Origin of the sequence: Paenibacillus solanacearum, assembly GCF_910593845.1 — a bacterium.
Classification (GTDB): Bacteria; Bacillota; Bacilli; order Paenibacillales; family NBRC-103111; genus Paenibacillus_G; species Paenibacillus_G solanacearum.
This window is the reverse complement of sequence record NZ_CAJVAS010000006.1, coordinates 177,393-203,571: the sequence shown is the minus strand read 5'-3', so window position 1 is coordinate 203,571 and position 26,179 is coordinate 177,393. Positions and strand designations below refer to the sequence as shown.

The window sequence follows — 26,179 nt, the reverse complement described above, 5'->3', positions numbered from 1 at the left end:
AAAGGAGACATCGCCTATGTCTAAAAATAATCGAGGAAAAGCGCTGTGGAAAATGCCGTCCCACGGAAGAGGCACATGCCCCGTGTGCAAAACGACCCGGATCAAACTGCTGTACACGCGCAATAAATCGGACGGCACGCAGCTCAAAGTATGCAAGCGATGCATTAACGCTTCGCAGGACCGCGTCAACGGCGCGCAAAAGGTAGTGTAAACAAAAGACCGCGCCTTATCGGCCCTGTACAGGACCTATCGGGGCAGCGGTCTTTTGCTTATCGATCTTATCGGTCGTTGAAATCAAACAGTTGGCGAGCCGCCGACTCCAAACGAGCACTGGGAAATGCGTGAGAGATAATGTGCCCCTCTAGCCGCTGCGAACGAGCGAAATACTCGAAGCTCGCCGCCTGTGCTCCCCTGCAAGGCCAGCTAAGGTGACGACGCGTTCCCCGCTACGTGAACGGTCACCTGCTTCGCGTCGATGGCGGCGCCGAGCTCCTTCAGCTCGATCCGCGCCCCGATGAGCGCCGTGCCGGCCTTATGGCCGGTGACGGTGCCGTCTTCGGCGACGGAGGCGACCTCCGGACGGCTGCTCGTATAGCGGATCACCGCTCCGGCCGTGTTGGCCGTCGATTTGCCTTTCTCCAGCAGCAGCTTCTGCACGCGCACCTTGGCCTTGTCGCTTGGCCGGATCGTATCAGACGATAGCGCCAGCTCCGCACTGACCGGCTTGACCTGCAAGGCCGGGCTGCTGTACTTCCACAGCTCGTGACTTTGCTCCTTCACGCCGGAACGCAAATACAAATTGCCGTAGTCGTCCTGCGCCAGGTTGGAAAACTTCCGGGCCGTGTCGAGCAGGGTCACCTGCTTCGTTTTGGCGTCGACGGCAAAAAATTGGCCTCTTGCCGTGCCGTATACGTTGCCGTCATTCCCCAGCTCCATATACGCGTCGGTCCATGTCGTGCCGGAGTAGCTGGCCTCCATGATCGCCGCCGTGTAGATGACGCTTTGCTTGGCCGGGTCGAATACGAACAGGTTCCCTTCGGCAAAGCCCCAGAGCATGCCGTCCGGTCCGGCCAGCAGCCCGGTCACGCCCTTCTTGCCCGGGACAGGCGCCAACTCAAACTCTTTCTTGCCGGAGGCTACGTCCCATGCGAACAGCTTGCCCTCCGTTTCCGTCGGGTTCGGCGCTCCATACGCTCCCCAGATCGTCGTCCCGCCGTACACTTTGCCGTTCAAGTACGCGAGGCTGACGACGCTCTGATGGCGGACGACATCACGCATCGTCTGCAAACGGCCGGAGCCGGTGTCATATATCGCAAGCGCGCCGGCCTGCTGGCCGTATTGAGCCACCGTTCCGACGAACAGCTTGCGGTGCGCCTCGACGCCCAGTACCGCGAACGGACGATCCTGCAAATCGGCGGCAGGCAGCTTGAACACCTCTTTCGGGTTGCTGGCGCCCCATGATCTGGTTGTATCCAGCACCGAGACTCGGGCGCTCGGGTACATGCCGAAGTACAGGCTGCCGCCGAGGGAGCCGATCCCTTCCGCCTGGCTGAGGTTTGGGCCGGCCACCGTGACGCCCGTGTTCGGATCGTATACCCCCGAGCCGCCTTGTATGCCGGAGGTGTACACTTTGCCGTCAGGCCCTCCCTTGATGCTGCGGATTTCGATCGGCTGCCCCGGCACCTGCAAGGAGCGAGCCTCCAGCTTGCCGGCCTGCATATCATAGCGCATCGCGCCGCTGTAGCCCATCCAGGCAACAAGCGTGTCGTTGGTTGAGCCGGGGAGCTTCACGAATTCAGCGGCCTTCCAGCCGTTGTAGCCGCCGACGCGAACGATAGTATTCAGCTTCTTCAAGTCGGGATCATACGCGGTCAAATACCCGTCGCCGGGATTGAACAAATATACTTTCCGATCGCCCTCCACCGGGGACTTCACTACAGAGGGCGACGCCTTATCGATCGTATAATCGATGTTCCCGGTCCGTTTGTCCCAGACGACCATCTGCGAAGATTTGTTCAGCTGAATATACAGCTTCCCGTCTATGATTTCGATGCCGTTCGGGTATTCCATCGTACTATAGCTGTCGGGCAGCAGGTTGCCGGACTTCGCGCCGGTCGTCAGATCAACCCGAATCAGCTTGCAGGCGGTACCTGTCCCTACGTACAGTGCGTTTTCGTCGAAATCGTAGGCCACCTGCCTTGCGTACTTCTCCCCTTCGTGAACAACCCCAAGATCCTTAAATGTGCCGCGGACCGAGTCATACTCAAAAATTTTCCCGCCGGGATACGTGCCCCCGTACAATTTGCCGTCCGGACCGTTCGTCAAATCGTAAATGATCGTCTCTCCCGCAACCGCCTTGCCCAATGATTCCAGACGGTCCGCTCCCGGCGTATAACGGAACAGCTCGCCGGTTCCGGCCGAACCGATGTACACCTTTCCATCGCTGCCGGTCAAGATCGCCCGGTGCGATGCCGAGCCCGGCACATCGATCAGCTTGACGAGCTCCCAGGTTTGCGCGGACAGCACCGCGAACTTGCCCGGGTTGCCGTTGACAAACACGCCGTGGTACACGTTGCCCGAGCTATCCTTGAACACCGTGCCTTCGGTCGAGACGACGCGCGTAATCTGTGTACCCAAATTGACAAACGTCCCGGCCGTTGACGGGGGAGACGTTTCCGGGCTTCCGCCCGTCTTGCAGGCGGTCCCTCCGGCAACAAGCAAGCTGATCGGGAATATCAAAGCAAGCGCCCGTCTTACGCCGTGCATGTTCAAGGGCATACTCCCTCCTTCTTTCCTTCGTCCCTTCCGATTCAAACCGCCTCATAGCGACAGCCGCATCTCTCGGCTCCTACGCACAGCACGCGTGTGTTCGTTCATCAGCGTAACGTCTTCGGTTCGGCCAATCTTCGTTACCGAATAGGAATCGTCAGCCGTTTAGCTCCGCCGTTGTCATCTTCCCGGCATCTTCCGGCTGCGGCTCGTACCGGCACACGATTTGCCGTTCCTTGGTCATATAAACATTCCCCGCGCCATCCTGGGCGAACAAGGATGTGCGTGCGGCGAGCGTCTCGTACTCCCACGTTTGCGGATCCAGGCGAAACACGTTGTCGACCGCCGTCCCGTACAAATAACCGTCTTGGTGAAAGTGCAGCCCGTGCGGCTTCAAATAAATCGAGCCCCACTCATAGGGGTACAAGCGAATGGACCGCAGCGTGCGGCACGTCTGCGGATCGAACTTAAATAAACAGCCGCTCGTTATCCCCCACAACATGCCCTCCTCGTCAAAGCAGAGCGCCGATACGGCCTTCTCCCCCGCCATCGGTGAGCCTTCCCATAGGCTGCTGCGCGTGCGGAGATCCCATATAAACAGCTTTGCTTCATCCGCTGCCGGCGCAATCCCGTAGCCGCCCCATACCGTCGTGCCGCCGTAAATGAGGCCGTCCCGGTAAGCCAGGGAGAGGACGCTCTGCCCGGGAACGATGCTGCGGTACACCTCGGTCTCGGAGGTTTCCGGATCGTACAGGCATAGGGCGCCGCCCAAGCGCCCAGCCTCCGGCACCGTTCCCACGGCAAGCCATGCGCCCGCAGGGACGAGCGCGAATGGGCGGTCCTGCTCATGTTCGCCCGCCGCAAACGGAAGCTTCCGCGGATTGGCTCCATAGGACCACGGCAGCGCAGGATCGTACGCGTAAAGGCCGGCATACGGGTACGTTCCCATATACAGCTTGCCCGGCAGCGCATGTTCGAGCTGACCAGGCTTGGCCCTGGAAAGTCCTTGTCCGGCAGCTCGATCCAGCCGAAGCCGCGGGTCGCTTCGACTCGTGAGATGTCAAGCCCTGTATCCGTCAGCCTGCGGTCTGTCAAATGATAAGCCATCAGCGCCGAGCCTTGCTTGAAATAAACATGGCCTTCGGCGTCCGGCGGCGAGACGTCCCATCCCGGTGTGGACGTCCATTCGTCGATCCAGCGCTGTGCCTGCACATCGTACACGAGTGTGACGTTATGCAGCGGGCTGCTCGCAACCGGATAAGTAAGCCGTGCAAACAGCAGGCCGCCCGCAACGGAAAGATCGTAGATCTCCTTATGCTCCCGAAACCGCTCAGGCAGAGGGATCGCCCGTTTCTCGCCGCTGACCGGGTCGATTTCGAACAGCTGCGCCTGGGCCGATCCGGTTCCCGCGTACACTTTGCCATGGCCGCAGGCGACGCTCCGCACATATTGCTCTCCGGCGGCCATCGTTCCGTAATCGGTAAACGTGCGCTGCTGCGGGTCGTACCGGTACACTTTGCCGTTCGGATACGTTCCGCTGTAAATGTTCCCCCGCTCATCGGAAGCGATCCGCCAATGATGCGTTTCTCCCGGCGGCGACCCGAGCTTCTCCGGCTTATCCCCGCCAGGCACGTAACGGTACAGCAAACCGCGCCCGGTCGTCCCGATATATAGATGGCCAAAGGGGTCCACAACGCTGCCCCACGACGCTTCCGCGCCTTCCAGCTCGAACGACTGGACGCGGCTGCCGGTTCTGACGTCGATGATCGATAAGATGGCCGGCTGACCGGTGCAGACGACATACATCCAATCTTCACCGGCCGGCCCTTTGCCAAAGCTGGCGTCCGGCGTGTTCACCATCCGCATCGGAATGCCTAATGTGCGAACAGACATCGCTCCATCCCCTTTATATGTGATAAGACGCCGCTGCGAAAGGCCAAGGCTTGCCCGCTCTCCCGCAGCGACGCGGGCTAGGCGTGCGGCTCAGCTGTAATCGACCAGCAGCCCGAGCGTTTCTTGCGGGCAATGCGCGTATTGCTCGTACGCTTCGGCGATCCGATGCAGCGGATACCGTCCTGTGATCAGAGAGCCAACATGCAGCCGCCCTTCGCTCAGCAAACGCACGTATTCCTGCATATTACGCCCTTCCGTCCATCGAACGAAGCCGATCGGATAGTCGACGCCGTCCTTCTCGTAGCTCCGGTCGTAGCGTCCGGGGCCTCCGGCCCGCGAGATGAGCAGCTTCGCTTCCTTGCGAAACATCCGCTCCCGGTCGAACTCGAGCTTGAGATCGCCGACGACGACAAGACTGCCCCGATCCCGGAGCCAGTCGAGGCCGCTGTCGATCAGTCCTCGCTCCTTGCTTCCCGCACATACAATGACAGCATCCGCTCCCGCGTTATGCGTCGCCTCCCGGACCGCAGCCTCCACTTCCTGCAGGCTGCGGCACGCCTTCGCGCTGCCCGAAGACTCCCATTTCGCGCAACGCGACTCGATGAGGTCGAAGCCGATCACACGATACGACGCCGCATTCGCGATTTGGCACACGAGCTGGCCTACTATGCCGAGACCGACGACGACGACCGTTTCGCCGAACTGCAGACCCGCTTGGCGCAGCGCATGAATCGCAATCGCTCCCAGACCGACAAAGGCAGCCTCGCCCGAATCGACATGATCCTCCAGCGGAACGGCCAAATGCTTAGGCACCAACAGCGTTTCTGCATGCCTGACATAAGGGCCGCCGTAGCAAGCGACGCGCTGCCCCTTCTGAATATGCCGGACGCCTTCTCCGACTTCCTGTACGACGCCCATGGCGCTATATCCAAGCACGACGGGATGTTCCGGCTTTCTCCGCTGCGCCGTCATCTCCGTCCCCGGGCTGATCGCCGAACATCGAGTCTGCACAAGGATATGACCCGGCAGCAGCTCAGGATCGGGATAATCCGCCGTATGCACCGTGCCGGCCTGTGTGACAACCACTCTCATGTTCACTCCTCCAGTGCGTCGTTCCTCGTCCGTTTCGCGAATAGGCTATTTTTTGTCCGATTTTAATTTCTCGATTTCCTTATTCGCTTCCTCCGTCGACTCCCTGAGCGCGGTGTTCAAGTCCACCTGCCCTTTGCCCAATTTGTACATCGTTCGTTCGTAAAATTGCGCAGCGGCACGGCTGTATGGCGATGGGGCGAACGGTGGCGCCGGCTTGTTGCTCAGCAAGACGCGCACATTTTTCCCTTGCAGCAGCGGCGCTTCCTGCGCGAAAGCTTTCTTGACGTCCGCATTGCTCGTTATCGGCAGTGCAAGCGCCTTTTTCGAAATATTCATCTGAAATTCATCGCTGGTCAAGTAGGCAACGGCTTCGAATGCAGCCTCCTTATGCTTGCTCATGCTTGTAATGTAAGCCATCGACAGCAGCGTCTGCGGCCCGACGCCGGGAAGATCGCTGAAGGTCGGCAGGCTGACTACGTCCCAGTTAACGGGGATTTCCACGCTGGGAATAAAATTCGCATACATGGCGGCGACTTTATCTTTGTTAAACAAATTGCCTACAGCACCGAACGTCGTTTCCTTCAAGGCATTGCCGGGAATTTCGTAAAATCGGGTCAAGTTTCTCGTAAACTTCGCCCACCGGTCGTCGCTGACGTACAACGGCTTATCCGTTTTCGGATCGACGAAACCGAGCGACAGCTGGCTGGTCCAGGCGAAATTGTATGTCTGCGTAATGAATCCTCTGTACTGAACGTCGTTTTCCACGCGGGTCATCGCTTTGGCCAGCTCATACGTTTCGTCCCAGGTCATCCCGTCCTTCGGATAAGGCTGCCCGAACCTGTCGAACAAATCGCGATTGTACATCAGCGCGAAGTGATTCATCGAGATCGGCAATCCGTACATGCCGCCGTTCGATAACGCCTGGATCGCTTTCACCGCGCCGGGATCGAGACGGGATAAGTCGAACCGCTCGCTCTTGATCAGCTCGCTGATGTCATACTGCAAATTGAACGGCGCGATCAGCCTGTGGAAATTTTGATCCGCGGTCATCACGATATCGATCGTTTCTCCGGCCGTGATCATCCCGGCAATATGACCTTCCGGATTCGTATCCGGGGAGGACACGTAATTCACGGTAATGTACGGAAATTTCTTCTGAATCGCATTCCCGTACTGCTCCATAAAGTTCTCGGTCAAGCCCTTGGCCGTCGGGTCATAGAACGTCAGCGTCACCGGGCTCTTCGGCTTATCCGGCGAGTTGCCGTTCCCGGTCTGCCCGCTTCCGTCCTTCGTCGCCGTCTGCCCGCCGTCGCTCGTGCAGCCGGTCAAGCCGGAAGCCGCCAGCAGCAGCGCCAATAGCGCAAATGCATTTTTTCCCACCACATGGGTTCACCCTTCCATACATGGAATCGCAATGAATGTGCCATACAACGGAGCTCGAAGCAACGATTTCAACTCGCCGGCTGAACCACTGGCAATAAAGCGGATTACGTATGCCGTAACCATGCGACTGCAGCCGTACGATCCCCCTGTGCTCCTAACGGGACCAGCCGTTAGGGCGATCAGGTTCACTTGACTCATTTCATCTGGTCTATATCTGGGTTATATCCGAATTATATAGAAGCTTTGAAAGCGATGTCAATTCATAAATCCGTCTGTATTTGGACGAAAAATAAACTAAAAAAGCAACCGTTTGTACAGAAAACGCTCTAACGCTCCTTCGGCGCCGTTTATGACGAATGTTTGCCGATTTCGCGGAAAATAAGCTATAATATTGAGAAACTTTATCGTACAAAAAAGATATACTGCCCAGATATATACCACAAATTCCACAATGCATAAGGAGTACGCCGCATGACCAACAAAACGAGCCGCTCCACCTTTCGTTCCCGCATGGACACGATGGTTACGGCCATCCGGGGACAAATCCATTCGGGCCAGCGGAGCATCGGAGAGTATCTCCCCTCCGAATTAACGCTCGCCCAACAGTTTCAGCTCAGTAAAACGTCCGTCCGCAAAGGACTTGATCTGCTCGTCGAAGACGGGATCATCGAGAAAGTGCCGCGCGTTGGCACCCGGGTTGTAAAGGCCGGGCCTGCTTCTATCGTCACGCTGAAATTCGGCTATTATCCTACGCTGACGCGCGCGGCGCAGCTGCAAGTGCTTATCAAGCAGTTCCAAGCCCTGCATCCGCATATCCGCATCGAAATGATCCCGATCCCGTACGAAGACGACCAGCCGAGCGTGAAGCAGTACATGGAGAAAGACATCATCGATGTCGCTAGTGTCAACTACCATCATTACCAGCACTTCGGCGAGGCCGATCGCAGCATCGATTTGCTCGAGCCCCTGGAAAATATCAGCGGCCTGTACCCGTTCGTGCAGCAGCCGTTCGTCGTAAACGGGGCGTCTCGGGTGCTCCCGCTCATCTTTTCGCCGGTCGTTTTGTGCTATAATAAAGATCATTTTCGAGAAGCCGATTTGCCGGAGCCGGACAGCAGCTGGTCCTGGTCGGATGTGGAGGCCGTGTCGCTCAAGCTCGCTTCCGGACGCGACCGCTCCGGTTTCTTTTACCATCTGATGTCGGATAACCGATGGCCGATTTTTTTGCTGCAGGGCGGGTACGAAGCGGGTAGCGGACAAGGCTTCAAGAGCGAAGCCGTCAGGCGGGGACTGCAAATCAGCAGAGACTTGATTTACCGGCAAGGGACGTTTCCGTTATTGTCGGAACGCGATTCCGATGCGGAAATGTTGTTCGCCCAGCAGAAGGTGTCCATGATCATGACGACTTATTTCAGCTTGAACGCGCTGCGCCGTGCCGACTTCGACTTCGACGTCGCTCCCCTGCCGACGTTTCACGATGCGAAAACGCTGCTGCTCATTATCGGCATTGCCGTTCACAGCCATTCGCCCAATAAAGAAGCGGCGATGGAGCTCGTGCGCTTTCTGCTATCCTACGAGTCGCAGCTGTACATCCGTGAACATACGCTTAGCATTCCGGCACTGAAAAAAGCGGCAGAATGGCAAGGGAAAGAAGCGGTCGCTCACCTTTCACGCTTTCACATGTACCGGGAAACGTTCCCTACGTTCCGGCTGTACACGGAACTGAATGTTACGGCGGAGGAGCTTCAGCGTATGCGGCAGGTGCTGAAGCTGTATTGGTCGCAAATCGACGATCTGGACACGGTGTGCCGCCGGCTTGAGGAAATTCCGGCACGCGGGGAGAAGCAAGCGGAACGAGGAAGCCCTTAACGCTCATGCTTATGCCACTCTGGCGGGAATCATGCGGGCAGCTGCGATACGACGGTGGTTACGACGGTGCAATTGCAGTGCTGGAGGGAAACGGATCTTTCGCAGGCGGCGGAAGCCGGATTGGCTTGTACCGCGGAGCAGTTCGTTCAAGCGCCTCGGCAAGCTTCCGGCGAAGCGGCACCGGCACTGGATGACGAGGCATTTCTGAAAAAGCTTCCTGCAACCGGCATTTCTAACATACAGGCAGGTGTATACGATATGACACGCGGACGTTTCGCTCCGACACCTTCCGGACCGATGCATCTGGGCAATGCCTTGTCGGCCCTCATCGCATGGCTGCACATTCGGAAGGACGGCGGACAATTCATACTACGGATCGAAGATATCGACATGCAGCGCTCCAAGCCGGAGTACGCCCGGCAGCTGCTGGACGATTTGCGCTGGCTCGGCATCGATTGGGACGAAGGCCCCGATGTCGGGGGCTCGTACGGGCCGTACGTGCAGAGCGAGCGGCTGGCCCGCTACGATTCGGCGCTGCACGAGCTGGAGGCGGCTGGGCGCGTATATCCGTGCTACTGCAGCCGCGCCGAGCTGACCGCCATCGCCGGCGCCCCGCACGGGATCGCCTCCGAGGGGCCGGTCTATGCGGGCATGTGCCGGCGGCTGACGCCGGCGGAACGCATGGCGAAATCCGCAGCGAAGACGCCTTCGCTGCGGTTCGCCGTGCCGGACGCTCCGCTCCGGTTCGTCGACGAGATCCAAGGGCCGCAGCAGGCGCCGGCCGGCAGCGGCGGCGATTTCGTCGTGAAGCGCGCCGACGGCATGTTCGGCTACCAACTCGCCGTCGTCGTCGACGATGCGGCGATGCGCGTCACGCATGTCGTCCGCGGCGGCGACCTGCTCGACTCGACGCCCCGCCAGCTGTGGCTCTACGAGGCGCTCGGCCTGCCCGCTCCCGCGTTCGCGCATGTCCCGCTGCTGCTCGGCGAGGACGGCCGCAAGCTGTCGAAGCGGCACGGCGCAGTCGCTCTGCGCGAGCTGCGGGAGGCGGGCGCCGCGCCCGAGCAGGTTGTCGGCTGGCTCGCGCATATATGCGGCCTGCGCGACCGTCTCCAGCCGGCGAAGACGACCGAGCTGCTTGCGGACTTCCGCCTCGATCGGATCGCCAAGCAGCCGATCGTCGCAAGCGGAAGCCTGCTCGCGCAAATCGGCCGAGTGTAATTACACGCTCGCTCCGTGACCTTGGGGCAGGTCGAGGCTGGTCAGGAGAACGGTACGCCAGAGCCAAGGCAAGGCCAGGAGCGCCTCGCGAAATAGCCGTGCCCATCACACGACGTAAGAAAGGTTTCTGACCGAAGCATCTACATTCTTATCATGAAAAAAGGAGCGCTTCATCGCCCGGCAACCGGGTTGAAGCGCTCCTTTTTTCATGCCATTGAGGGACAGAGTAGCCGACCGGGTCGAGTGAAGGCAGGCCTCAAGACTTAACCGCTTCCGCGGAACGAAGCTCTGCCAGCCTGGCAGCCCGCTGCTGCTCCGTCAGCCGCGGACATGTGTAGCAATAAGTTCCGCTGCCGGTCCGGAAGTACATACAGCAGGAGGACTTGAGCGAAATGCGCTGCTCAGGGTCCTTGACGCCTTCCACGTACCGGAGCTTGACGTCGAACGGGCTCTTCACCCGGTTCAGCGGCACCGGATCAAGCCCTTCCTTCAAGAACCGGGCGTCCGCCGCAATTCGCGTGCTTACATCTTCCTCCGCAGCGGCTATTCGCCACTGCTCGGTCTGATTGGCCATCCGGCTCGGAAGCTGGCCCCACAGCTGGCCTGCATCGCAGCCGGCCGCGGCGGCCACCGCTTCGAAAAGCGGCCGCACCGTATCTCGGTAAAAGGCCGTCAATACCCGGTCGCGCCATGCGTCCCGGTCGCCTTCTTCCTCCGGTGCTGCGTGCACTGTTCCGTCCTGCAGCCGGAAACTCAAGGCGCACCGATTTTCCTTATGTACCATTTGGATCGTCAAATCGCCGAGCGGCACTCCAAACGACGCGTTGCATACGGATACCGCATACTGCATCGCATGGGCAACGCCGCTGAACCAGCCGGCGAAATACGCCGCAGCGGCGGCCGGCTCCATCGCTCCGATCGCTGCGCCATACCGGTCGACAAATGCCTTGGCCCGCTCCGGCAGCAGCAGCTCCACCGCCGGAATTGTACAGATCGCATCCGCTTTGCCTGTCAAGCCGACCCAAAACCGCTCCTCCGCAAACTTCCAGTCCCATGCGGTCATGCTGCACAGTCCCCCTTTTTCATATTGAAACATCCGTTCAACATCGGCTGCATCTTGTTGATGAATTACCTGCGTCATATCGATGATAATGGTTCTCATTATCATCTGTCAATGAGTTCAATCGTTCATCGACAAAAAAAAGGGGCCCCCGGCCGTAAACAGCGGGGGGCGGCGCTAAACTTATTTTTTTCTTCTCGACCGCTTCTTGGACGATACTGTGCACATGACGTCTTTTTCCGAGTACGCTACGGTATGATGGTACACCGGCACGCAATGATGCTGTTTAATGACTTCAACCGGATGAATCACTTGAACGAGCTGCGGATGGTAGTAGTTTTGATATTGTTGCACAGGCGGGTCATACACTGTTTTTGTCGGGCAAGTCGGACAAAAAGCCATTAAGCTCACTCCCTTTTGGTTTATAACACAGTATACACATGTCATGACCCGATGGCTTGTGTGCTTGCCCTACAGCACACGAGCGGAGCGAGCTTGATTTGGGATGCTTATCCGACCTACCTCGAAGAAAAAGACAATCGATCATCTTCCGCTTGCAAAAAGACATTGTCGCACGCTCGCTCACTCTTATCTCGGCTGCAGCCGCAGCCGTACGTACGTCCGGTCGTCAAACGATGCGTTGCCCTTCACCAGCCCCTTGGCCAGCTTGTATTCGCGAAAGCACAGCGGGTCGCGCTTCAGAATGTCTTGAAGGGCATCTTCCGACTGCTGCAGTGTCGGCCGGATGAACGGGTAGCCGTCCGATGCGAGCGCTAGCGAACAGGCATCCGGTCTGAGCTGCACCGTCTTGATCTGGCCCAAGTCGAACGGAAATCCAGTAACCGCCGCGTACCCGTACGGATGGGGCTCCGGCAAATTTTGCATATAATACTGCATCTGAATGAACGGACGGACCGCCTCGAAACCGGTATCCCGCTCCAGCAGCTCTTCGATCGTCTTGCCTTTCAGCATCTCCGCTTCCAGAAACAGCGATCTTGTATTCGCGATAATATCGTCGACGATCTTCGGGTTCGTCTGCTCCTCTTCGTCGATCATACATTGGCAGTCGCCAACCATCCATACGGTATGCCTGCTCCGGCTGTACAAGATCATCGCTGCCGTAGGACGCGTGTACGGCGATTCCCTAACCGCATCGTACATGCCGTTCGCATCGTAATAGCGAAGCAGCGCTTCATTGATGATCCCGATCACTTCCTCGATGTCCGCACCCGCCGGCAGCAGCGGGATCGTTTCGGCGATGACGCCGGCAACGACCTGTCCGGAGGTGCGCCCGTTGTATCGGTTGCCCGACACGTCGGTCGCTCCGTCGATGACGCAAGCGTAATGCTCCGTCACACAGTAACGGTCTTCGCATGTTTGCGGATCGCCTGTTTTTGAAACGATGCTCGCTTCGACGACTTCCATACCCTCACCCTGCTTTTCTATTTGATCATTTCATCGATTTTTTTGTTCACCGCTTCCTCATTTTCCCGGAGCGCGGTGTTGACGTCCTTCCCTTGCGTGACAATGCTCTTCAAGGCTGCGGCGAGCCCGTTGATGGATGCCGTATCGTAGAGGGTCGCTTCGTAATTCGCCATTTGCGTCTTGAAGATGGCCTGAATGTTTTTCCCCTTCATGAAAGCCAAATCCTTGGCAAACGCCGACTGAATGTTCGGGTCCTTCATGATGCTCGTTCGCCCGTTCTTGGACATATCCATCTGTACTTCGTCGGAGAGCACGACGGACAGCAGGCGTACGGCGTCATCCTTGTGCTTGCTGACTTTGGACAGCACCAAAATTTGCTCGTCCGGGCTCATCCCGACTTTCGGAGCTTCCGGCCACACCGGAATGGTCACCATATCCCAAAATTCAGGAGACGTCTCCAGTCCGTAGCCGAATAAGATGTTGCCTTCGGGCAGCATAGCCAGCGTCCGTTTCTTGCTGAGCAGCTCGGCGCCGGCGCTCTTGACGGTAATGCTGCCGTTACCCGGAATTTGGTAAATGTTCGCCATCAGTCCGACGACTTTACGCCACGGGTCCGTGTTGATCAGCGTGCGGTTCGTCTTCGAGTCGACCAGCGGCAAGGACAGCTGGGCTCCAAGCCGCTCCGCTACGTTCGGATCGATCCCCCGGTACTGGACCCCGTTATCGAGACGGGTTACTTTTTTGGCCAAGTCCGTCGTTTGCTCCCATGTCATCCCGTCCTTCGGGTAAGGCACGCCGAACTTATCGAATATTTCTTTGCTGTAATACAGGACAGCGAAGCTTCTGGAGTAAGGAAGCGCCACAATGTCCTGCCGCTTCGCCCCCGTCTTGATCGCGTCGATCGTCCCGCCTTCGAACCGGTTCAGATCGATGCCGTGCTTCTGGATGAGCGCGTCCATCGAATCGAGCAGATCGAGCTGTGCCAGCTGCGGGAACCCGTTAATGTTGTTGGAGACGATCAGATCCGGCGTTTCGCCCGAAGCTACGATCTTCTCCAGATTGCCCGTTGTGTAGATGACGCGTTCCGCCGTAATCCAAGGGTACTTTTTCTTGACGGGCTCCGTAATGTACCGGTTGAATTCGTCTTCGGTCAAGTAGCCTGTCGCTTTGATCCCCACCTTGATCGTTACGGGATCGTGCTTCTCCTCTACTGCGGCTTTCGTTTCAGGCGCCGGCGATTTGCTGCATCCGGCGAACAGCAGCGCGCTTGCGGACAAAAGGCATACCCCGGCATACCACCGGCCAGACAAAAAGGAAACAGGCGGATTTCCATTGGATGGATTCATATGTATTCTCCTTCGATATGGGATTATGAATCGTTTGCGTTAACGCCAACGTTTTTTTCATCAAAATCAATCTTGGGATGGAAATGCCGTTCGGAAGCCCGATCATTCATGGCCGCGAAGATGATGCGATGGACCGACTTGTTCGTCTTGCGCAGTCGGCCGGCATGTAACCGGTTCTGGTGTGGGGTCAAGGATGCAGCGCAGTGGTCTGAAGAACGGTTTTCGAAGGCTGCGGTTCGGTATCAACCTCGTGCAATGACTGATTCTGAAGTCATATCTGCTTCTGCCTAAACGTGATGCACCATACCGTCATAGGCCACCAGTACGCCGTGCGGCGAGAATTCCTTCTCGAGATCTTCATGGAGCAGTCCGCAGTTGTGGGAGAAATGAGTGGCGATGAGCCGCCCGCCGTCGCGCAGCATCTGTTTTTGCCGGAACAGCTCGTTCATCTCGAGGATCGCTTCGATATTCATATGGTTGCGCCGTCCCGGCAGCGGGCCCTTCGTGCAATCGAGGATGGCTGCGTCGAACGATTTGCCCTCCAGCCAAGCCCACGTTTCGTCCGGAAACCATCCGGAATCGTTGCCGTACAGCAGCGCCTTTCCATTCCGCTCGATAAAATAGAGGAGGCATGTTTGTTTGCGGTCATGGTCGGCGAGCAGCGGGGTCACCTGCGTCCGGTCATCGAGCTGCAGCGTGCGGAACGGCTGGACAAGGTGAAGCTCATACAGCTTGCTCTTCAAGTCAAGCTCCCGGGCGCAATGGTGCAGCGCAAGATCATGCCCGTAAATATGCAGCGGGTGCTCGACCCCTTTGGCGCATACGGGCATCCGCTTCTCCAGATCGGCGGCAAATAAATGATCCGTATGCGTATGCGTAATGAGCAGATGCTCGACCGCCGCCATATCGATTTGATCGCGCAGCATATGGTAGTACGTGTCCGGCGGAAAGTCGACCTTGATCGTCTCGTCGATCAGCACGGACGAGCGGGTGCGAATGTTTTTCCCGCCGAGCCGTTTCGCTTCCTGGCAAAATTCGCACCGACAAAACAATCCGGGCCATCCTTCGGCCGCCGCCGTGCCTAGAAAATGAAGTTTCATTGCTTAGCCCCCCTAAATATTTAGTAGAGTTTCTCGGAAACGGCCTTTGCCGTCCGTTCGCGGAATTTCCCGGCCGCCTCCTGCAAGCGCAGCGACACGCCGGCGAGCAAGATGTCAATGACCGTCAGCTGCGAAATTTTGGCCGACAGCGAGCTCCCTTGAAACGGATTTTCCTTGGCCGCCATCAGCAGATCGACATCGGACAGCTTGGTGATCGGCGAACGGGCATTGTGCGTAATGCATAGGATGCGGGCGCCGCCTTCCCTCGCAAGCCGCAAGTTCTCGATCGTGTCCTTCGTGCTGCCGGAGACGGACAACCCGACGGCGACATCGCGCTCCGTCAGCAGCGAGGCGGACATCGCCTGAAAGTGCGTATCCTGCTTCGCGTCGCTCTTCTTGCCGATCCGCGAGAACGAGTGGGCCGCCTGCTGCGCCGTCAAGCCGGAGGACCCTACGCCGTAAAACTGGATCGTGTCCGCCTGCGCAAGCAGCTCGATGGCCTGACCGAGCTTCGCGGCGTCGAGCAGCTTCCCGGTGTCCTCCAGGATGCGGCTGTGGGAGGCGACGAGCTTCTGCCGCAGCGTCGCCGGGTCGTCATCCGCCTTCACTTCCTCGGGCGTATGGCCTGCGGGCTGAACGAGGTCCTGCGCGAGAAGCAGCTTGAAATCCTGAAAGCCCCGATAGCCCAGCTTGCGGCAAAACCGCAGCACCGTCGTCTCGCCGACACCGGCCTTCTCCGCCACATCCGTCACGGACAAATAAATGACATCCTCCGGATGCTCCAAAACGTATGCCGCGACGACGGCCTCCGTTTTGGTCAACGCGTTCAGCTGGCTTCGGATTGCAAGCAGCGTATTTCCTGTTTCATGCATCGTTTTCAACTGAGCTCCCCCTTGCCTGGCAAATTAACTAAAGGCGATATTCTCCTTTTATAATAACTTTGGTGGAGTTTTTTTTCAATTATAATTTTATATTTATTTTGTAAACGACAAAATCCCTTCCGCATCAGAAAGGAGGTTGCTCCAATCTGTTACATGGAAGGGATCAAGCAAGGGTCCTATATGCGTGTCCTTTGCCGGGACGCTACAGCTTCTTGACTCGATAAATCGTTTTCATCGGTCGCTTCGTAAAGTAGCTGTTCGTCTCGACATAATGCGCGAAGCATTCCTCTTTGGTCATAACCATCACTTTCTCGTCGCGGTTGTTCGCGAAATATTCGATCGATTCGTTCAGCACAATGATGTTTTTGTTCGCCTTGATAAACAAACCCACTTGCCGAAGCGTATACGTGTCCCCAACCACAAGCCCCGCTGGGACTTCTTCCTTATAAAGCATGATTCAATGGCCCCCCTTGCTGATCTTCATCTCATAGATACATTTTGTATCAATCAGCAAGGATTGTCAATGTACAAAAATCATTCCGTCGCCATACCCATGACTTGCCGCTTCCTGAACGCTAACTGACAGCTCCGGGTTCCTTTAGTGCTTAAGGGGGGGATTTTTCTCCAACTCGTCACGCAGAAATTGAATGAATCGAAGCGCCTCGGCTTTCGTGAGCCGCCGTCCTTCCATCGTGAAGCGAAACCGTTCCAAAATCTCTTTCTCTTCCAGATGCAGTATATCGATTAAATTGGCTATATCCTTCTCCATCATAGGTTCCCTCCGCGTCCGCCCGCGATAAATTGAAAATCCACTTCATTATAGCGCCGCACCTGGTGACGGAAAATGAAAAGTGTCACAAAAAAAAAGAAAGGAATGCTCCAAGCAACGGCTTAGAGCATTCCTTTCTGCGCAACTTTCTTCATGAACCGGCTCCGATTCGTTTGCCGCGTACGGCGTTTCCAACCACCATTAAATTTCAATATCAAGCACGATGCTGTCGACTCTTCCCGATTCGCGAATAAAGGCGGCGACCGCCTGATGGTCCGGGTTCGGTCCATACGCTTCCAGCGCCGCACGGTTCTCGAAACGGACCGACAGCAGCACCTGGTAGCCTTGGCTTTTCTCCGAGAAGTTGATTCCCGCCTGTATGTCGACAATTCCCCCAATGCGGTCTTTCAGCGCTTTATACCGGGCGCATACTTCCGCCAGCTGCTCCTGGGTTGTCGTTTCGCTGAATTTGATAATGACGATATGATCGATCATGGCTTGTCCTCATTTCTGAAAGGTTAACGATACTTTATCATTATACCAGCCGAAGCGAAGACAGCAATGTGCGGTCCTTATTATCGCGCGCCGATGCCTTCCGATGTCCCGAAACAAGCAAGCTAACCGACGGCCCGATTGACCGCTTCAATCACGCGCTCCGCCTGGAACGGCTTCACGATAAAATCGCGCGCTCCGCACTGGATGGCCTCCACTACTTTTTGCTGCTGGCCCATAGCCGAGCACATGATGACCTTTGCGAGCGGAAACTGGCCCCGGATGATTTTCAGAGCCTCAATGCCTTCCATCTCCGGCATCGTGATGTCCATGGTGACCAAATCCGGCCGCAGCTGTTTGTACTTATCGACGGCTTCCATCCCGTTTCCCGCTTCGCCTATGACCTCATGACCTTCTTTGGATAAAATCTCCTTCAGCATCATTCTCATAAACATTGTATCGTCTACCACTAGTATTTTCGCCAGTTCCAACGCCTCCCGCCTCAACGTGATTGCATTCTACCCTTCACCCCATTGTAGCAGGCGGCATCTCAACACTTTCTGAACATCGCTCCTTGCCTATATCGAAACGCATCACTCGAAGGCCATGTCGATGCCCAGCTCACTCTGAAACCGCCGTTTCATCAGCTCCGTTACGGCTTGTACCGCCACGTTGTCCCCGGCTTCCTTCAGGTCCCGCAGCAGCAGACGGTAATACGTCTCCGCATAAGGCTCGATCTGAATCATTTTCCGCAGGACGGCTTCCCGCTCCGTGCGTCCGAGCCGCTGCTGGAGCTGCTCCAGCGTGCGCAAATACGCGGTCCGCAGTTCGGCACGACGCGGCACAGCCCAGGCGTAATCATCAGCTTCCAAGTAATCTCCGCGGTAGATGGCCGTTAGCTCCGCCACAGCGTCCCGGTCCTCACCAGGTTCGTTCATCAGCGTGAACAAGCGGTTGACGTCGCTTACCGTCTGTTCCGTACGCAGCCAGTAGCGTTCATCCCCATACATGACCATATGCGGATACCCCACCTGCTTGAGCGTATTGCGCAAATGGTACAGCGTCGTATGAAACAGCGCTTGCGACCGGTCAAACGTCAATTCCGGCCACAAGTCGTCCAGAATCCGGTGTCTCTGCACCGGCGTTCCGTCATGATGCCACAAATAGGCAAACATTTCTTTGGCCTTCTTCGTGCGCCACGTTACCAGGTTATTCCCGCTGTCGTACAGCTCCATGCTGCCGAGCAGGTTCAGCCGGAAGTGTATCTCGTCCGGAACCGGCGTCTGCTCCAAACTTGCAGTCTCGCCAGATGCAACCGCCGTCGACGGTTCGGACTTTCCTTCCGTACGGCGCCGGAATCTCTCCAACGTTTTGGCGAGCCGTTCCTTGGACACGGGCTTGAGCAAATAGCCGAACGCGTTCACCTCGAACGCCTCGAGTGCGTATTCCTGGTAAGCCGTGACGAAAATAATTTGCATGTGCGGCCACCGGAGCGACAGCCGTTCCGCCACGGTCAGTCCGTTCATGCCCGGCATTTCAATATCAAGAAAAACCAAATCGACCTTCGATTCGGACAAATACGCCATGGCATCGTCCACATGAAGAAATTTGCCTTCGACGGAAACGCCGCCTACTTCCTGGAGCACAATTTCCAGCACATCCAGCGCAATTTCCTCGTCATCAATTAATACGGCTTTGAGCATCGGGTTCCTCCGCAATAAAAAACTGAATGGTTGTTCCTCGGCCTGGCTCGCTGGAAATGCTCAGCTTCTGCGCGTACAGCATCTTCAAACGGCGGTTCACATTCAACGTGCCGACGCCGCTGCCCTGATCGGCATTGAGCCTCGCCAGCATTTCTTCCTCCATACCTACACCGTCATCCTCCACTGTAAATTCTCCTCCTCCGGCTACCCGGCGGGCGCGAATAAGCACCGTGCCTCCCGCCGGTCTCGGGCCGAGGCCGTGACGGACGGCGTTCTCGACCAGCGGCTGCAGCGTCAGCGGCGGCATCATGCAGTGAAAGTCCGGTTCGATTTCGTAACGCACCTGCAAGCGGCTGCCGAAGCGAAGCTGCTCGATCGCGAGATACGCTTCCACCAGCTCCATCTCGCGGTCGAACGACACCAGCTGGCTCTGGAACGAGAACGTAAACTTTCCTCGCAAATACGTCGTCAGGTGATGGATCATTTCTCTCAGCTTATCCGTGTCCTTATAGCTCAATCCGACCAACGCGTTCAAGCTGTTATACAAAAAGTGCGGCGTAATTTGCGCCTGCAAAAAGTCCATCTCACGGCGCACCGCATGCTCCGAGGAGCGCTTCATGGACAGCAGCGACTGCACCCTTGCCTTGAGCTCGGCTAGCTCAAACGGCTTCTGCAAAATGTCGTTCGCGCCGGCCGCGAAGGCGGCGACCGTATCTCCGGTTTGCCCCGAAGCGGTCAGCATCAGTACCGGGAGCTCCGCCAGCCCGTGCGTTTTGCGAATTTCCCTGCATACCTCGAGTCCCGAGACGCCCGGCATCATCAGATCGAGCAGCACCAGATCCGGCTTCGGGTAATCGCGTATCGCCTCGATCGCTTCCTTCCCGCCATGAACCGCGGTATAACCGTAACGAAGCGAGGAAATGGCATCGACCAATATTTTTACATTGAACGGCTCGTCGTCGACAATCAAAATTTTCATATCTTGCTGTCCGCCTAGCGACGACAAAGCGGTTAAGGCTGCCGGCTCGGCAGACGGCGGAACGTAATTTTTTTTGCCGGACGCCGCTTCTTTTTGCGCAATGGGCAAATTGAAGGTGAAGCTGGTGCCTTTGCCAACTTCCGAAGTCACCTGCAGCTTGCCATTCTGGAGCTCCACCAACTGCTTCGTAATGCTGAGTCCGAGCCCGATGCCGCTCGGCGTATGCGCCCCGGTTTCCACATACTGCTCGAACGGGCGAAATATGCGGGCCAGCTGCTCTTCCGGAATGCCCCGGCCGGTATCGATAACCGATACGAAGATATCGGAGCCGTTCTGCTCCGCCGTAATCCGTACCGTTCCTGTTTCCGTAAACTTGAGCCCGTTCTCGAGTAAATTGTGCAAAATTTGCTTCAGCCGATTTTCATCGGCGTAGGCCAGCGGCAAATCGCTCGGCAAATCATTGACGAGCATCACCAGCTTGTTCGTCGGCATGATGGACAGCATCTCCAGCACGAAGCTTGTGGTCACCCGCAAATCGACCGCGGTTTTATGAATGCGCAGCTGACCGTGCTTCATCAGCGACATGTCCAATATATCGTGAACGAGCCCAGCCAGACGCCGGCCGACCAAATTCATGAGACGCACGTTTTCCTTGTGCCGCTGAGGCAAGTCGCCGCCGCGGTCTTCGAGCATCGACTGGGACAAATTTATAAGGCCATGCAGCGGGGTACGCAGCTCATGCGATGTTTTCGCCAGAAATTCGTCCTTCTGCCGGTCGTATGCGAGCAACTGCTCGGACAATTTCTCGTTCCTGAGAAACTCCTGCTGTATCCGGTTCGACATTAAGAACGCCTGGGAAAACACAAGCAGCAGCGGCGAAACGATCATATAATACGGATTGTCCAGCGCGAGCTCATAACGAAATTGGGCGAATCCCCAGCTGGTGATCAGGAAAAATACCCCCAGCGACAAGTAGCCTGTCCCCGGCACACCCTTCATTCGGCCGCGGATCAGCACGTAAAAAATATTCGCAAACGTAATCGCCTGCAGCGAAACATTCAGCAAGAGGGTTTTGGCCAAGTAATCGTTAGGAAGAACGATAAAGACGAGATAGACGTACATTGTTCTTCGGGTCCATATAAATACGATATTGTCCGGTTGTCCCAAGTACCGGAATATGTAGGAGGCAAACCATAAAAACGATAAATAGACGGAGACGAATACCGCTTTTTGCAGCAGTGCAAAGGAAATGTCAGGAAAAATGTTCCTAATCAAGATCTCGTTGTCCAGACTGAAAAAAACGCCGGTCGCCAAGCAAAACAAACTGAAATACATCAAGTGACGTTCCTTGCGCCACTGCCTGAACATGCCGCCGTAATACAGCGCGAACAACAGCATCGCCGAAATTTGCACCATGTCGGCAAGCCGGGAATTGCTTACCCGCTCGAGCACCGCCGTGTGGGTCCCGAATTCAGGCGCCTGCACCAAGCCGCCCGCCAAAAAGTTCAGGCTGGCCACCTGAATAATGATTTCCACCGTGCCGGCATCCGCCTTCTCGACGCCGAGAAACGGCAAATTGCTCGCGATAAAATCGGGCTTGTCCAGCGCCGTCTTCCCGTTCCCCCCCAGGTCGGCGCCATTGATATAAATATGGCTGGACATCCGTATTTTTTTCGCGCGAAGCGCATACACGGCACTCTGATCGATGTGCACAAGCAGACGATACGTACCTGCACCGTAGCCGTCATGCCCGTCCGTCTCCAGCACGCCCTTCCAATTGCCGGGCACCTTCAGCATGCGCCGCTCCCCTGCCAGCTCAGGGCGGTTCTTGAAATCTTCGGGGCTGAGCAGCTGGCCTTCGTAAAACTCCCACTCCCCCTGCAGCGGTACAATCCCTTGCTTCGCAAAATCCCACCCTCGGGCATCCAGCACGCCTTGGTGTGCCGAAGGATAGCCGACGGCAGGATGAAGCCACTTGTACATAAAAAATACTTGCACGGCTAAAAACACGCCGATCATGCAAAGCATCGTGACCACGGGCCTGCTGAACCGTTTCGCCTTTATGCGGTTGCGGAACAGCGGACCAACCTTAACAGCCTCATCGTTCGTTTTCCATATCATAGCAGATCATTGCCAGCCTCTCGTTGTTTTGCTTGTCTTGATCGCACAATAATCCTGCTCCTTCATCTTAATCGGTGTGCTCTAAACATTTTCTGAAACGATCTTTACTTTACGTCAATTGCTTTCGGGCAAACCGTCTGCCCGTCTTCCGCGCATGGCACCATTCCTTGTATTGCTGCGAGGAAAACCTCCGCTTTGTTGAAAATCGCCGAAACGAACGACTATAATGGAAATGAATGCCACCCGTTCGCAAAGGAGAACGACACTCGTGTTAGTCGCCACCCATATGCTGGCCGCTTCGGCCATTTACAAACTATGCTCTGTGGACCGTCTGCCTGCAAGCCGAAAAGCGGCTGCGCTGCCGATCGTCTTCGCCCTGTCCTTCGCTTCGCATTTTGCCCTGGATGCAGTTCCGCACGACGAGCTGCAGATGGGCGGCAACGTCGCCGTCGGCATTGCGGTCATTTTGTTCCTGTTCTACATCGCCTGGAGAGACAAACAAATCTTCCTTCTCGCCGCCGGATTTCTGGGCGCGCTCCCGGATCTCATGTGGGTGCTCAAGATTAGCTCCGCATACGATACGGTACATGCTTCACTGCACTTTTCCGGCGCTAACGTATCGCCTGTGTTGATGCTGCTGGAAGTCGCCGGCATGCTGGCGCTGACCTTCCTCATCTATGCCAAAAAAGCGTAGCCGCTACTTGCCATGGCAACCGGCTACGCTTATTCTTCGTCATGAACGTTAGGGAACGGCGGGGCCGGCGATGCCGTGCGGCGCTATTCGACGCGATGAATCGAAGCCTGCTGCCGTACCGCTTCGCCGCCCGTCCGATGCAAGTGATTGAGGAATTCGATCTGGAAGCTGCCAGGATGATCATCGCCCGCCACTTCCACGGCGTTCTCCGCAGCAACACCGTAATAAGCAAGCGCGGAGACAGCCGCCGCTACGGCGTCCTTCTCAACGGCCAGGAACGCGGCGATCACGGAGCTCAGCAAGCATCCCGTACCGGTCACTTTCGTAAGCAACGGCGTGCCGTTGCTGATTCGGTACGTCACCTTGCCGTCGCTGACATAATCGTCCTTGCCCGTGATCGCCGTTACGCATCCGAGCGCCTGCGCCGCTTTCCGGGCGAGCGAGGCTACGTCTTGATTCGAACCGACGGCCGCATCGACGCCTTTGATGCTCCAGTCTTCGCCTACGACATTGGCGATCTCCGCCGCATTCCCGCGGATGACCGTCACCGGCAGCTCTTGTACGAGGCTGCGGGCCGTTTCCGTCCGGTACGGCGTCGCTCCCGCGCCGACCGGGTCGAATACGATCGGCACGCCGTGCGCCGCCGCGGATGTTCCCGCTATGCGCATGGACTGCACCACCTGCTCGTCCAGCGTTCCCATGTTCAATGCAAGCGCGCCCGCGATCCGTGCCATATCGGCGACTTCTTCTTTGGCGTAGGCCATAACCGGAGAAGCGCCTAGCGCAAGCAGGCCGTTGGCCGTAAAGTTCGTCACTACAAGATTGGTGATGTTATGAATTAGAGGATTGCTGCTGCGTACATTGGCCAATATGTCGGCCGCTCTTTGGTTATCCAATGTTTGCCCTTCTCTCCTGAAATATTCGCGTCAAGCTATTGTTACTCTTACTATAGCATGATGCGACATTCTCTCCAAGATGCTGAAGCATTGGCAGATCGAGGGAATTTTATCGGATGAACTACGGATTTGAATCGGGATACCTTACGGTGCAAAGGGGATGCGTGTGATCGAGGGAGACATTCTGTACCCTCTCGCTTGAAGGCGCATTCATTATATCGGGAGCTAACGGTACAGCGCGCGGGACGTCTCGTCTTTTCAGACTTACACTGCCGCACAGTTATGGGGAAATACGCAGTCCAGACGCCTGAACGGCCGGATGAACGGACTGTCAGCCTCGTGCCGCTAACGCATCGGTTCCACGCGGAACTGCCCTTCAGCCGCCCGAACGCGATATAAAGCGTCAAATCCTTCGCTCCATTCAGGCGGCTGAAGCTTGTTGAGCGCGCTCCGGATCCCGATGGTCGGCACCTTGCTTTTCCCGGTGCGCCGATCGTTCCGGATCACCGACTCTTCGTAATCCGGTTCAAAGAAATATCCGGTCACGCGGAATCGATGCCGCTTAGCAAGCTCAATATACGGTCGTCGTTCCTCGGTGGTCGGATTCGTGTTATCGATGACAAAAGGCTGTTTCGCCTCTAAGGAAGCCATGAGGAATAGGTGCTCCCTATGTCTTGTCCGCAGCATGTCCAAATTGATTCGAACATGCGTATGAAAAAACGTTTCTTTGTAAAACGTCGACTTGCCCGAGGCTTGAATGCCGACAAAAAGAATGCATTCCATCATTTTCATCCTTATCGGATTTCTGTAATCAGCTTCCGCTCTCCCATTATACGCCGTTACGATCCGGTTTGCGAATACGCCGCCGGCTGCCGCCATCGATGCTTGTGCACCTGTCGTCAACCGCCGATGGCTGGCAATCCTCGCTCGTAAGGCTACGCTTCCCTATACGTCAACCCCTTGTTTGCGCGACAAGACGATCGCAGTCAGCCAGGCCAGCTCCGTGCCCGTCAGCTCCCGGTTATACGCCTTCTCCGCCCACGTATAGTCCGCGATCAAGCCATTGCGATACAGCCCGTCCAGCGCGTCGCCCAGCATTTTCCATTGCCAGTCATGCTCGAATTTCATCGCCATCCCCTCGTCCTCCTCCCCTGTCTCGTCATATTGTTCCAGACTGTAACTAGCCATGAGACTGCACAGTTTCGACGCATACAACGGGTCTGTCGCGTACCCGCAAGCATATAGCATAGCGGCCTGCTCGGTCGACGCCGTCGCGGCAAGTACCCGCGCATAGCGGCTGTTCCCGAAGAGCAGGTCCTGATCGCGAAAGCAATCTTCGATCGTATCGTATGCGCGCCAATTCGCCTGCACGCCGTCCACCCGCTCCCCGCCGTATACTTCCCATGTTTGCGTGCTGACGGAAACGCCTTTCCAGAAGCCGTTCGGCTGGCCTGTGCCGACCTTCAATCCGACGAGATTGTTCCAAGGATGAAGGACGCATCCCGTCTCGAGCATCGTCTGGGCAATGCGGACCGAGGGGAACAAAGCCGATCCTTCCCGCCTCAGCTTGACCGCTACAGGGGCCACCGCTGCGATGAAATCGGCCCGGTTCATGATTGTCCCCCGTTTCTTTGTCCCGGAGGATTCAATGTCTTGTTCTGAATTTGGGCGGAGGCGGCAGCGACCAGAAATGCATTGGCAAAGGTCAGCACGTACACGCGCCAATCCAGCGCATCTGCGTCAAGCGCCAGCTGCGCCAGCAGCAGCACCAGATAAGCGACCATCAGCGCGAGCAGGTCCGTCGGCAGCTTGACATAGCGGTCGATCAACACCTTCGTATACTGCACAATGAAAAAAGTGAGCAGCGACGCCCCTCCCATAGCCGAAAGCGCCTCCCATGTGAAAAACTGACCGTCCCTCATTCGATCACATCCCTTTCAGCTTGAACAGCAAATTGATTAAACCGACAATCAGCGCGCTGGCCACCGTCCGCCACAGCCATTTCTGATGGTCCTCCAGACTGTCCAGCCGCTTGTGCGCAGACTTTCCCATCTGCTGCGCCTCGCTCGCAATATCTTTCGCGCTCACCATCATATCCAGCTTCGTTTCAACCCGAGTCAGCCGCTGTAAAATCTCCTGTTGTGTTTCACTGTTTTCTGACATATCCCGCCGCCTTCCTGCCCATCAACGGACAATAAAAATAACCCCGATTCGGTCGGGGACAAGTATCGAAATATTACATTGCCTATGCCCATTTTGCGATAATTCAAGAATCTGACATATGCCTTACGAAGGCCGAGTCTGCGCTGCCCACTCCGGAAGAGATGACGGACCGGGAAGCGTCCATGGACTTAGCATCATGAACACAGAGACGCGATTTGATGCCTGATTTCTGGCTGAACCTGATTGAGAAATTCGAATCCGATCCTGATGAATACGAATATTTCGTTTTGTCGTATTGTTTGGCGAAAAGTTCTGGTTCCGTG

The 26,179-nt window shown here is 56.6% G+C and carries 26 protein-coding genes; 4 read left to right on the top strand and 22 right to left on the bottom strand.

All coding sequences use genetic code 11. The features are described 5' to 3' along the window. Window positions 1-16 precede the first annotated feature (16 nt). Window positions 17-211 (top strand): hypothetical protein, encoded by a 195-nt coding sequence (locus KXG62_RS09905; protein ID WP_218091779.1) that lies wholly within the window; start codon window positions 17-19, stop codon window positions 209-211. A 212-nt stretch (window positions 212-423) separates the two neighbouring features. Here the strand turns inward: KXG62_RS09905 and KXG62_RS09900 are convergent, their stop codons facing one another. The 5 genes from KXG62_RS09900 to KXG62_RS09880 all read right to left on the bottom strand — a co-directional run bounded on the left by KXG62_RS09900 (window position 424) and on the right by KXG62_RS09880 (window position 7,137). Next, window positions 424-2,772, bottom strand: coding sequence for an NHL repeat-containing protein (locus KXG62_RS09900; protein ID WP_218091778.1), 2,349 nt, complete (start codon window positions 2,770-2,772; stop codon window positions 424-426). Window positions 2,773-2,926: 154 nt separating this feature from the next. Further along, complete coding sequence (locus KXG62_RS09895) at window positions 2,927-3,271, bottom strand: NHL repeat-containing protein (RefSeq protein ID WP_218091777.1); 345 nt, start codon at window positions 3,269-3,271, stop codon at window positions 2,927-2,929. Then, window positions 3,256-4,662 (bottom strand): NHL repeat-containing protein, encoded by a 1,407-nt coding sequence (locus tag KXG62_RS09890; RefSeq protein ID WP_218091776.1) that lies wholly within the window; start codon window positions 4,660-4,662, stop codon window positions 3,256-3,258. Before KXG62_RS09890 ends, KXG62_RS09895 begins: the two co-directional genes overlap by 16 nt. 90 nt (window positions 4,663-4,752) lie before the next feature. Beyond that, entirely contained in the window at window positions 4,753-5,754 is a 1,002-nt protein-coding gene (locus KXG62_RS09885) for a zinc-dependent alcohol dehydrogenase (protein WP_218091775.1), read from the bottom strand. Window positions 5,755-5,799: 45 nt separating this feature from the next. Continuing rightward, on the bottom strand, window positions 5,800-7,137 hold the full coding sequence (locus KXG62_RS09880) for an extracellular solute-binding protein (RefSeq protein ID WP_218091774.1): 1,338 nt from the start codon (window positions 7,135-7,137) through the stop codon (window positions 5,800-5,802). 471 nt (window positions 7,138-7,608) lie between these two features. Between KXG62_RS09880 and KXG62_RS09875 the strand changes: the two genes are divergently transcribed. Both KXG62_RS09875 and gluQRS read left to right on the top strand, forming a co-directional pair. After that, window positions 7,609-9,006, top strand: a complete 1,398-nt coding sequence (locus KXG62_RS09875) for an extracellular solute-binding protein (RefSeq protein WP_218091773.1) — start codon at window positions 7,609-7,611, stop codon at window positions 9,004-9,006. A 258-nt stretch (window positions 9,007-9,264) separates the two neighbouring features. Next, on the top strand, window positions 9,265-10,227 hold the full coding sequence (gene gluQRS / locus KXG62_RS09870) for a tRNA glutamyl-Q(34) synthetase GluQRS (RefSeq protein WP_218091837.1): 963 nt from the start codon (window positions 9,265-9,267) through the stop codon (window positions 10,225-10,227). A gap of 256 nt (window positions 10,228-10,483) precedes the next feature. Here gluQRS and KXG62_RS09865 read toward each other — a convergent pair whose 3' ends face one another. The 12 genes from KXG62_RS09865 to KXG62_RS09810 all read right to left on the bottom strand — a co-directional run bounded on the left by KXG62_RS09865 (window position 10,484) and on the right by KXG62_RS09810 (window position 22,103). Then, the gene (locus KXG62_RS09865) at window positions 10,484-11,290 is read right to left on the bottom strand and encodes a (2Fe-2S)-binding protein (RefSeq protein WP_218091772.1); all 807 of its coding nucleotides are present in this window, start codon (window positions 11,288-11,290) and stop codon (window positions 10,484-10,486) included. Between the two features lie 180 nt (window positions 11,291-11,470). After that, complete coding sequence (locus KXG62_RS09860; RefSeq protein ID WP_218091771.1) at window positions 11,471-11,689, bottom strand: hypothetical protein; 219 nt, start codon at window positions 11,687-11,689, stop codon at window positions 11,471-11,473. A gap of 186 nt (window positions 11,690-11,875) precedes the next feature. Continuing rightward, complete coding sequence (locus tag KXG62_RS09855; RefSeq protein ID WP_218091770.1) at window positions 11,876-12,712, bottom strand: hypothetical protein; 837 nt, start codon at window positions 12,710-12,712, stop codon at window positions 11,876-11,878. A 17-nt stretch (window positions 12,713-12,729) separates the two neighbouring features. Next, window positions 12,730-14,058: an ABC transporter substrate-binding protein gene (locus KXG62_RS09850; RefSeq protein ID WP_218091769.1), complete on the bottom strand. Its 1,329-nt coding sequence runs from the start codon at window positions 14,056-14,058 to the stop codon at window positions 12,730-12,732. Between the two features lie 287 nt (window positions 14,059-14,345). Further along, on the bottom strand, window positions 14,346-15,158 hold the full coding sequence (locus KXG62_RS09845) for an MBL fold metallo-hydrolase (RefSeq protein WP_218091768.1): 813 nt from the start codon (window positions 15,156-15,158) through the stop codon (window positions 14,346-14,348). Between the two features lie 20 nt (window positions 15,159-15,178). Next, on the bottom strand, window positions 15,179-16,030 hold the full coding sequence (locus KXG62_RS09840) for a MurR/RpiR family transcriptional regulator (RefSeq protein ID WP_218091836.1): 852 nt from the start codon (window positions 16,028-16,030) through the stop codon (window positions 15,179-15,181). Between the two features lie 211 nt (window positions 16,031-16,241). Continuing rightward, on the bottom strand, window positions 16,242-16,493 hold the full coding sequence (locus KXG62_RS09835) for a hypothetical protein (protein ID WP_218091767.1): 252 nt from the start codon (window positions 16,491-16,493) through the stop codon (window positions 16,242-16,244). A 144-nt stretch (window positions 16,494-16,637) separates the two neighbouring features. Beyond that, complete coding sequence (locus tag KXG62_RS09830; RefSeq protein WP_218091766.1) at window positions 16,638-16,811, bottom strand: hypothetical protein; 174 nt, start codon at window positions 16,809-16,811, stop codon at window positions 16,638-16,640. Window positions 16,812-17,009: 198 nt separating this feature from the next. After that, a complete protein-coding gene (locus KXG62_RS09825; protein ID WP_218091765.1) occupies window positions 17,010-17,303 on the bottom strand; it encodes a Dabb family protein in 294 nt (97 codons plus the stop codon). A gap of 122 nt (window positions 17,304-17,425) precedes the next feature. Further along, window positions 17,426-17,785, bottom strand: coding sequence for a response regulator (locus KXG62_RS09820; protein WP_218091835.1), 360 nt, complete (start codon window positions 17,783-17,785; stop codon window positions 17,426-17,428). A gap of 108 nt (window positions 17,786-17,893) precedes the next feature. Beyond that, on the bottom strand, window positions 17,894-19,003 hold the full coding sequence (locus tag KXG62_RS09815) for a response regulator (protein WP_218091764.1): 1,110 nt from the start codon (window positions 19,001-19,003) through the stop codon (window positions 17,894-17,896). Beyond that, on the bottom strand, window positions 18,981-22,103 hold the full coding sequence (locus KXG62_RS09810) for an ATP-binding protein (RefSeq protein ID WP_218091763.1): 3,123 nt from the start codon (window positions 22,101-22,103) through the stop codon (window positions 18,981-18,983). Before KXG62_RS09810 ends, KXG62_RS09815 begins: the two co-directional genes overlap by 23 nt. A 268-nt stretch (window positions 22,104-22,371) precedes the next feature. Between KXG62_RS09810 and KXG62_RS09805 the strand changes: the two genes are divergently transcribed. Continuing rightward, window positions 22,372-22,797, top strand: coding sequence for a hypothetical protein (locus KXG62_RS09805; protein WP_218091762.1), 426 nt, complete (start codon window positions 22,372-22,374; stop codon window positions 22,795-22,797). A gap of 83 nt (window positions 22,798-22,880) precedes the next feature. Here the strand turns inward: KXG62_RS09805 and thiM are convergent, their stop codons facing one another. The 5 genes from thiM to KXG62_RS09780 form a co-directional block, all read right to left on the bottom strand. Next, complete coding sequence (gene thiM, locus KXG62_RS09800) at window positions 22,881-23,693, bottom strand: hydroxyethylthiazole kinase (RefSeq protein WP_218091761.1); 813 nt, start codon at window positions 23,691-23,693, stop codon at window positions 22,881-22,883. Between the two features lie 345 nt (window positions 23,694-24,038). After that, a complete protein-coding gene (locus KXG62_RS09795) occupies window positions 24,039-24,476 on the bottom strand; it encodes an ATP-binding protein (RefSeq protein WP_218091834.1) in 438 nt (145 codons plus the stop codon). Window positions 24,477-24,638: 162 nt separating this feature from the next. After that, window positions 24,639-25,307 (bottom strand): glycoside hydrolase family 73 protein, encoded by a 669-nt coding sequence (locus KXG62_RS09790; RefSeq protein WP_246627372.1) that lies wholly within the window; start codon window positions 25,305-25,307, stop codon window positions 24,639-24,641. Next, complete coding sequence (locus tag KXG62_RS09785) at window positions 25,304-25,615, bottom strand: hypothetical protein (RefSeq protein WP_218091760.1); 312 nt, start codon at window positions 25,613-25,615, stop codon at window positions 25,304-25,306. Before KXG62_RS09785 ends, KXG62_RS09790 begins: the two co-directional genes overlap by 4 nt. A 4-nt stretch (window positions 25,616-25,619) precedes the next feature. Beyond that, a complete protein-coding gene (locus tag KXG62_RS09780) occupies window positions 25,620-25,856 on the bottom strand; it encodes a hemolysin XhlA family protein (RefSeq protein WP_218091759.1) in 237 nt (78 codons plus the stop codon). Between the last annotated feature and the right edge of the window lie 323 nt (window positions 25,857-26,179).

What these genes read in the sequence shown, in the direction of transcription:
- KXG62_RS09855 (WP_218091770.1), bottom strand. Translation starts at nt 12,712, where the DNA reads ATGGAAGTCGTCGAAGCGAGCATCGTTTCAAAAACAGGCGATCCGCAA.
- KXG62_RS09835 (WP_218091767.1), bottom strand. Translation starts at nt 16,493, where the DNA reads ATGCTTTATAAGGAAGAAGTCCCAGCGGGGCTTGTGGTTGGGGACACG.
- KXG62_RS09905 (WP_218091779.1), top strand. Translation starts at nt 17, where the DNA reads ATGTCTAAAAATAATCGAGGAAAAGCGCTGTGGAAAATGCCGTCCCAC.
- KXG62_RS09890 (WP_218091776.1), bottom strand. Translation starts at nt 4,662, where the DNA reads ATGTCTGTTCGCACATTAGGCATTCCGATGCGGATGGTGAACACGCCG.
- KXG62_RS09875 (WP_218091773.1), top strand. Translation starts at nt 7,609, where the DNA reads ATGACCAACAAAACGAGCCGCTCCACCTTTCGTTCCCGCATGGACACG.
- KXG62_RS09850 (WP_218091769.1), bottom strand. Translation starts at nt 14,058, where the DNA reads ATGAATCCATCCAATGGAAATCCGCCTGTTTCCTTTTTGTCTGGCCGG.
- KXG62_RS09785 (WP_218091760.1), bottom strand. Translation starts at nt 25,615, where the DNA reads ATGAGGGACGGTCAGTTTTTCACATGGGAGGCGCTTTCGGCTATGGGA.
- KXG62_RS09810 (WP_218091763.1), bottom strand. Translation starts at nt 22,103, where the DNA reads ATGATATGGAAAACGAACGATGAGGCTGTTAAGGTTGGTCCGCTGTTC.
- KXG62_RS09825 (WP_218091765.1), bottom strand. Translation starts at nt 17,303, where the DNA reads ATGATCGATCATATCGTCATTATCAAATTCAGCGAAACGACAACCCAG.
- KXG62_RS09895 (WP_218091777.1), bottom strand. Translation starts at nt 3,271, where the DNA reads ATGTTGTGGGGGATAACGAGCGGCTGTTTATTTAAGTTCGATCCGCAG.
- KXG62_RS09830 (WP_218091766.1), bottom strand. Translation starts at nt 16,811, where the DNA reads ATGATGGAGAAGGATATAGCCAATTTAATCGATATACTGCATCTGGAA.
- KXG62_RS09815 (WP_218091764.1), bottom strand. Translation starts at nt 19,003, where the DNA reads ATGCTCAAAGCCGTATTAATTGATGACGAGGAAATTGCGCTGGATGTG.
- KXG62_RS09865 (WP_218091772.1), bottom strand. Translation starts at nt 11,290, where the DNA reads ATGACCGCATGGGACTGGAAGTTTGCGGAGGAGCGGTTTTGGGTCGGC.
- KXG62_RS09840 (WP_218091836.1), bottom strand. Translation starts at nt 16,030, where the DNA reads ATGCATGAAACAGGAAATACGCTGCTTGCAATCCGAAGCCAGCTGAAC.
- KXG62_RS09795 (WP_218091834.1), bottom strand. Translation starts at nt 24,476, where the DNA reads ATGGAATGCATTCTTTTTGTCGGCATTCAAGCCTCGGGCAAGTCGACG.
- gluQRS (WP_218091837.1), top strand. Translation starts at nt 9,265, where the DNA reads ATGACACGCGGACGTTTCGCTCCGACACCTTCCGGACCGATGCATCTG.
- KXG62_RS09845 (WP_218091768.1), bottom strand. Translation starts at nt 15,158, where the DNA reads ATGAAACTTCATTTTCTAGGCACGGCGGCGGCCGAAGGATGGCCCGGA.
- KXG62_RS09885 (WP_218091775.1), bottom strand. Translation starts at nt 5,754, where the DNA reads ATGAGAGTGGTTGTCACACAGGCCGGCACGGTGCATACGGCGGATTAT.
- KXG62_RS09860 (WP_218091771.1), bottom strand. Translation starts at nt 11,689, where the DNA reads ATGGCTTTTTGTCCGACTTGCCCGACAAAAACAGTGTATGACCCGCCT.
- KXG62_RS09780 (WP_218091759.1), bottom strand. Translation starts at nt 25,856, where the DNA reads ATGTCAGAAAACAGTGAAACACAACAGGAGATTTTACAGCGGCTGACT.
- KXG62_RS09790 (WP_246627372.1), bottom strand. Translation starts at nt 25,307, where the DNA reads ATGAACCGGGCCGATTTCATCGCAGCGGTGGCCCCTGTAGCGGTCAAG.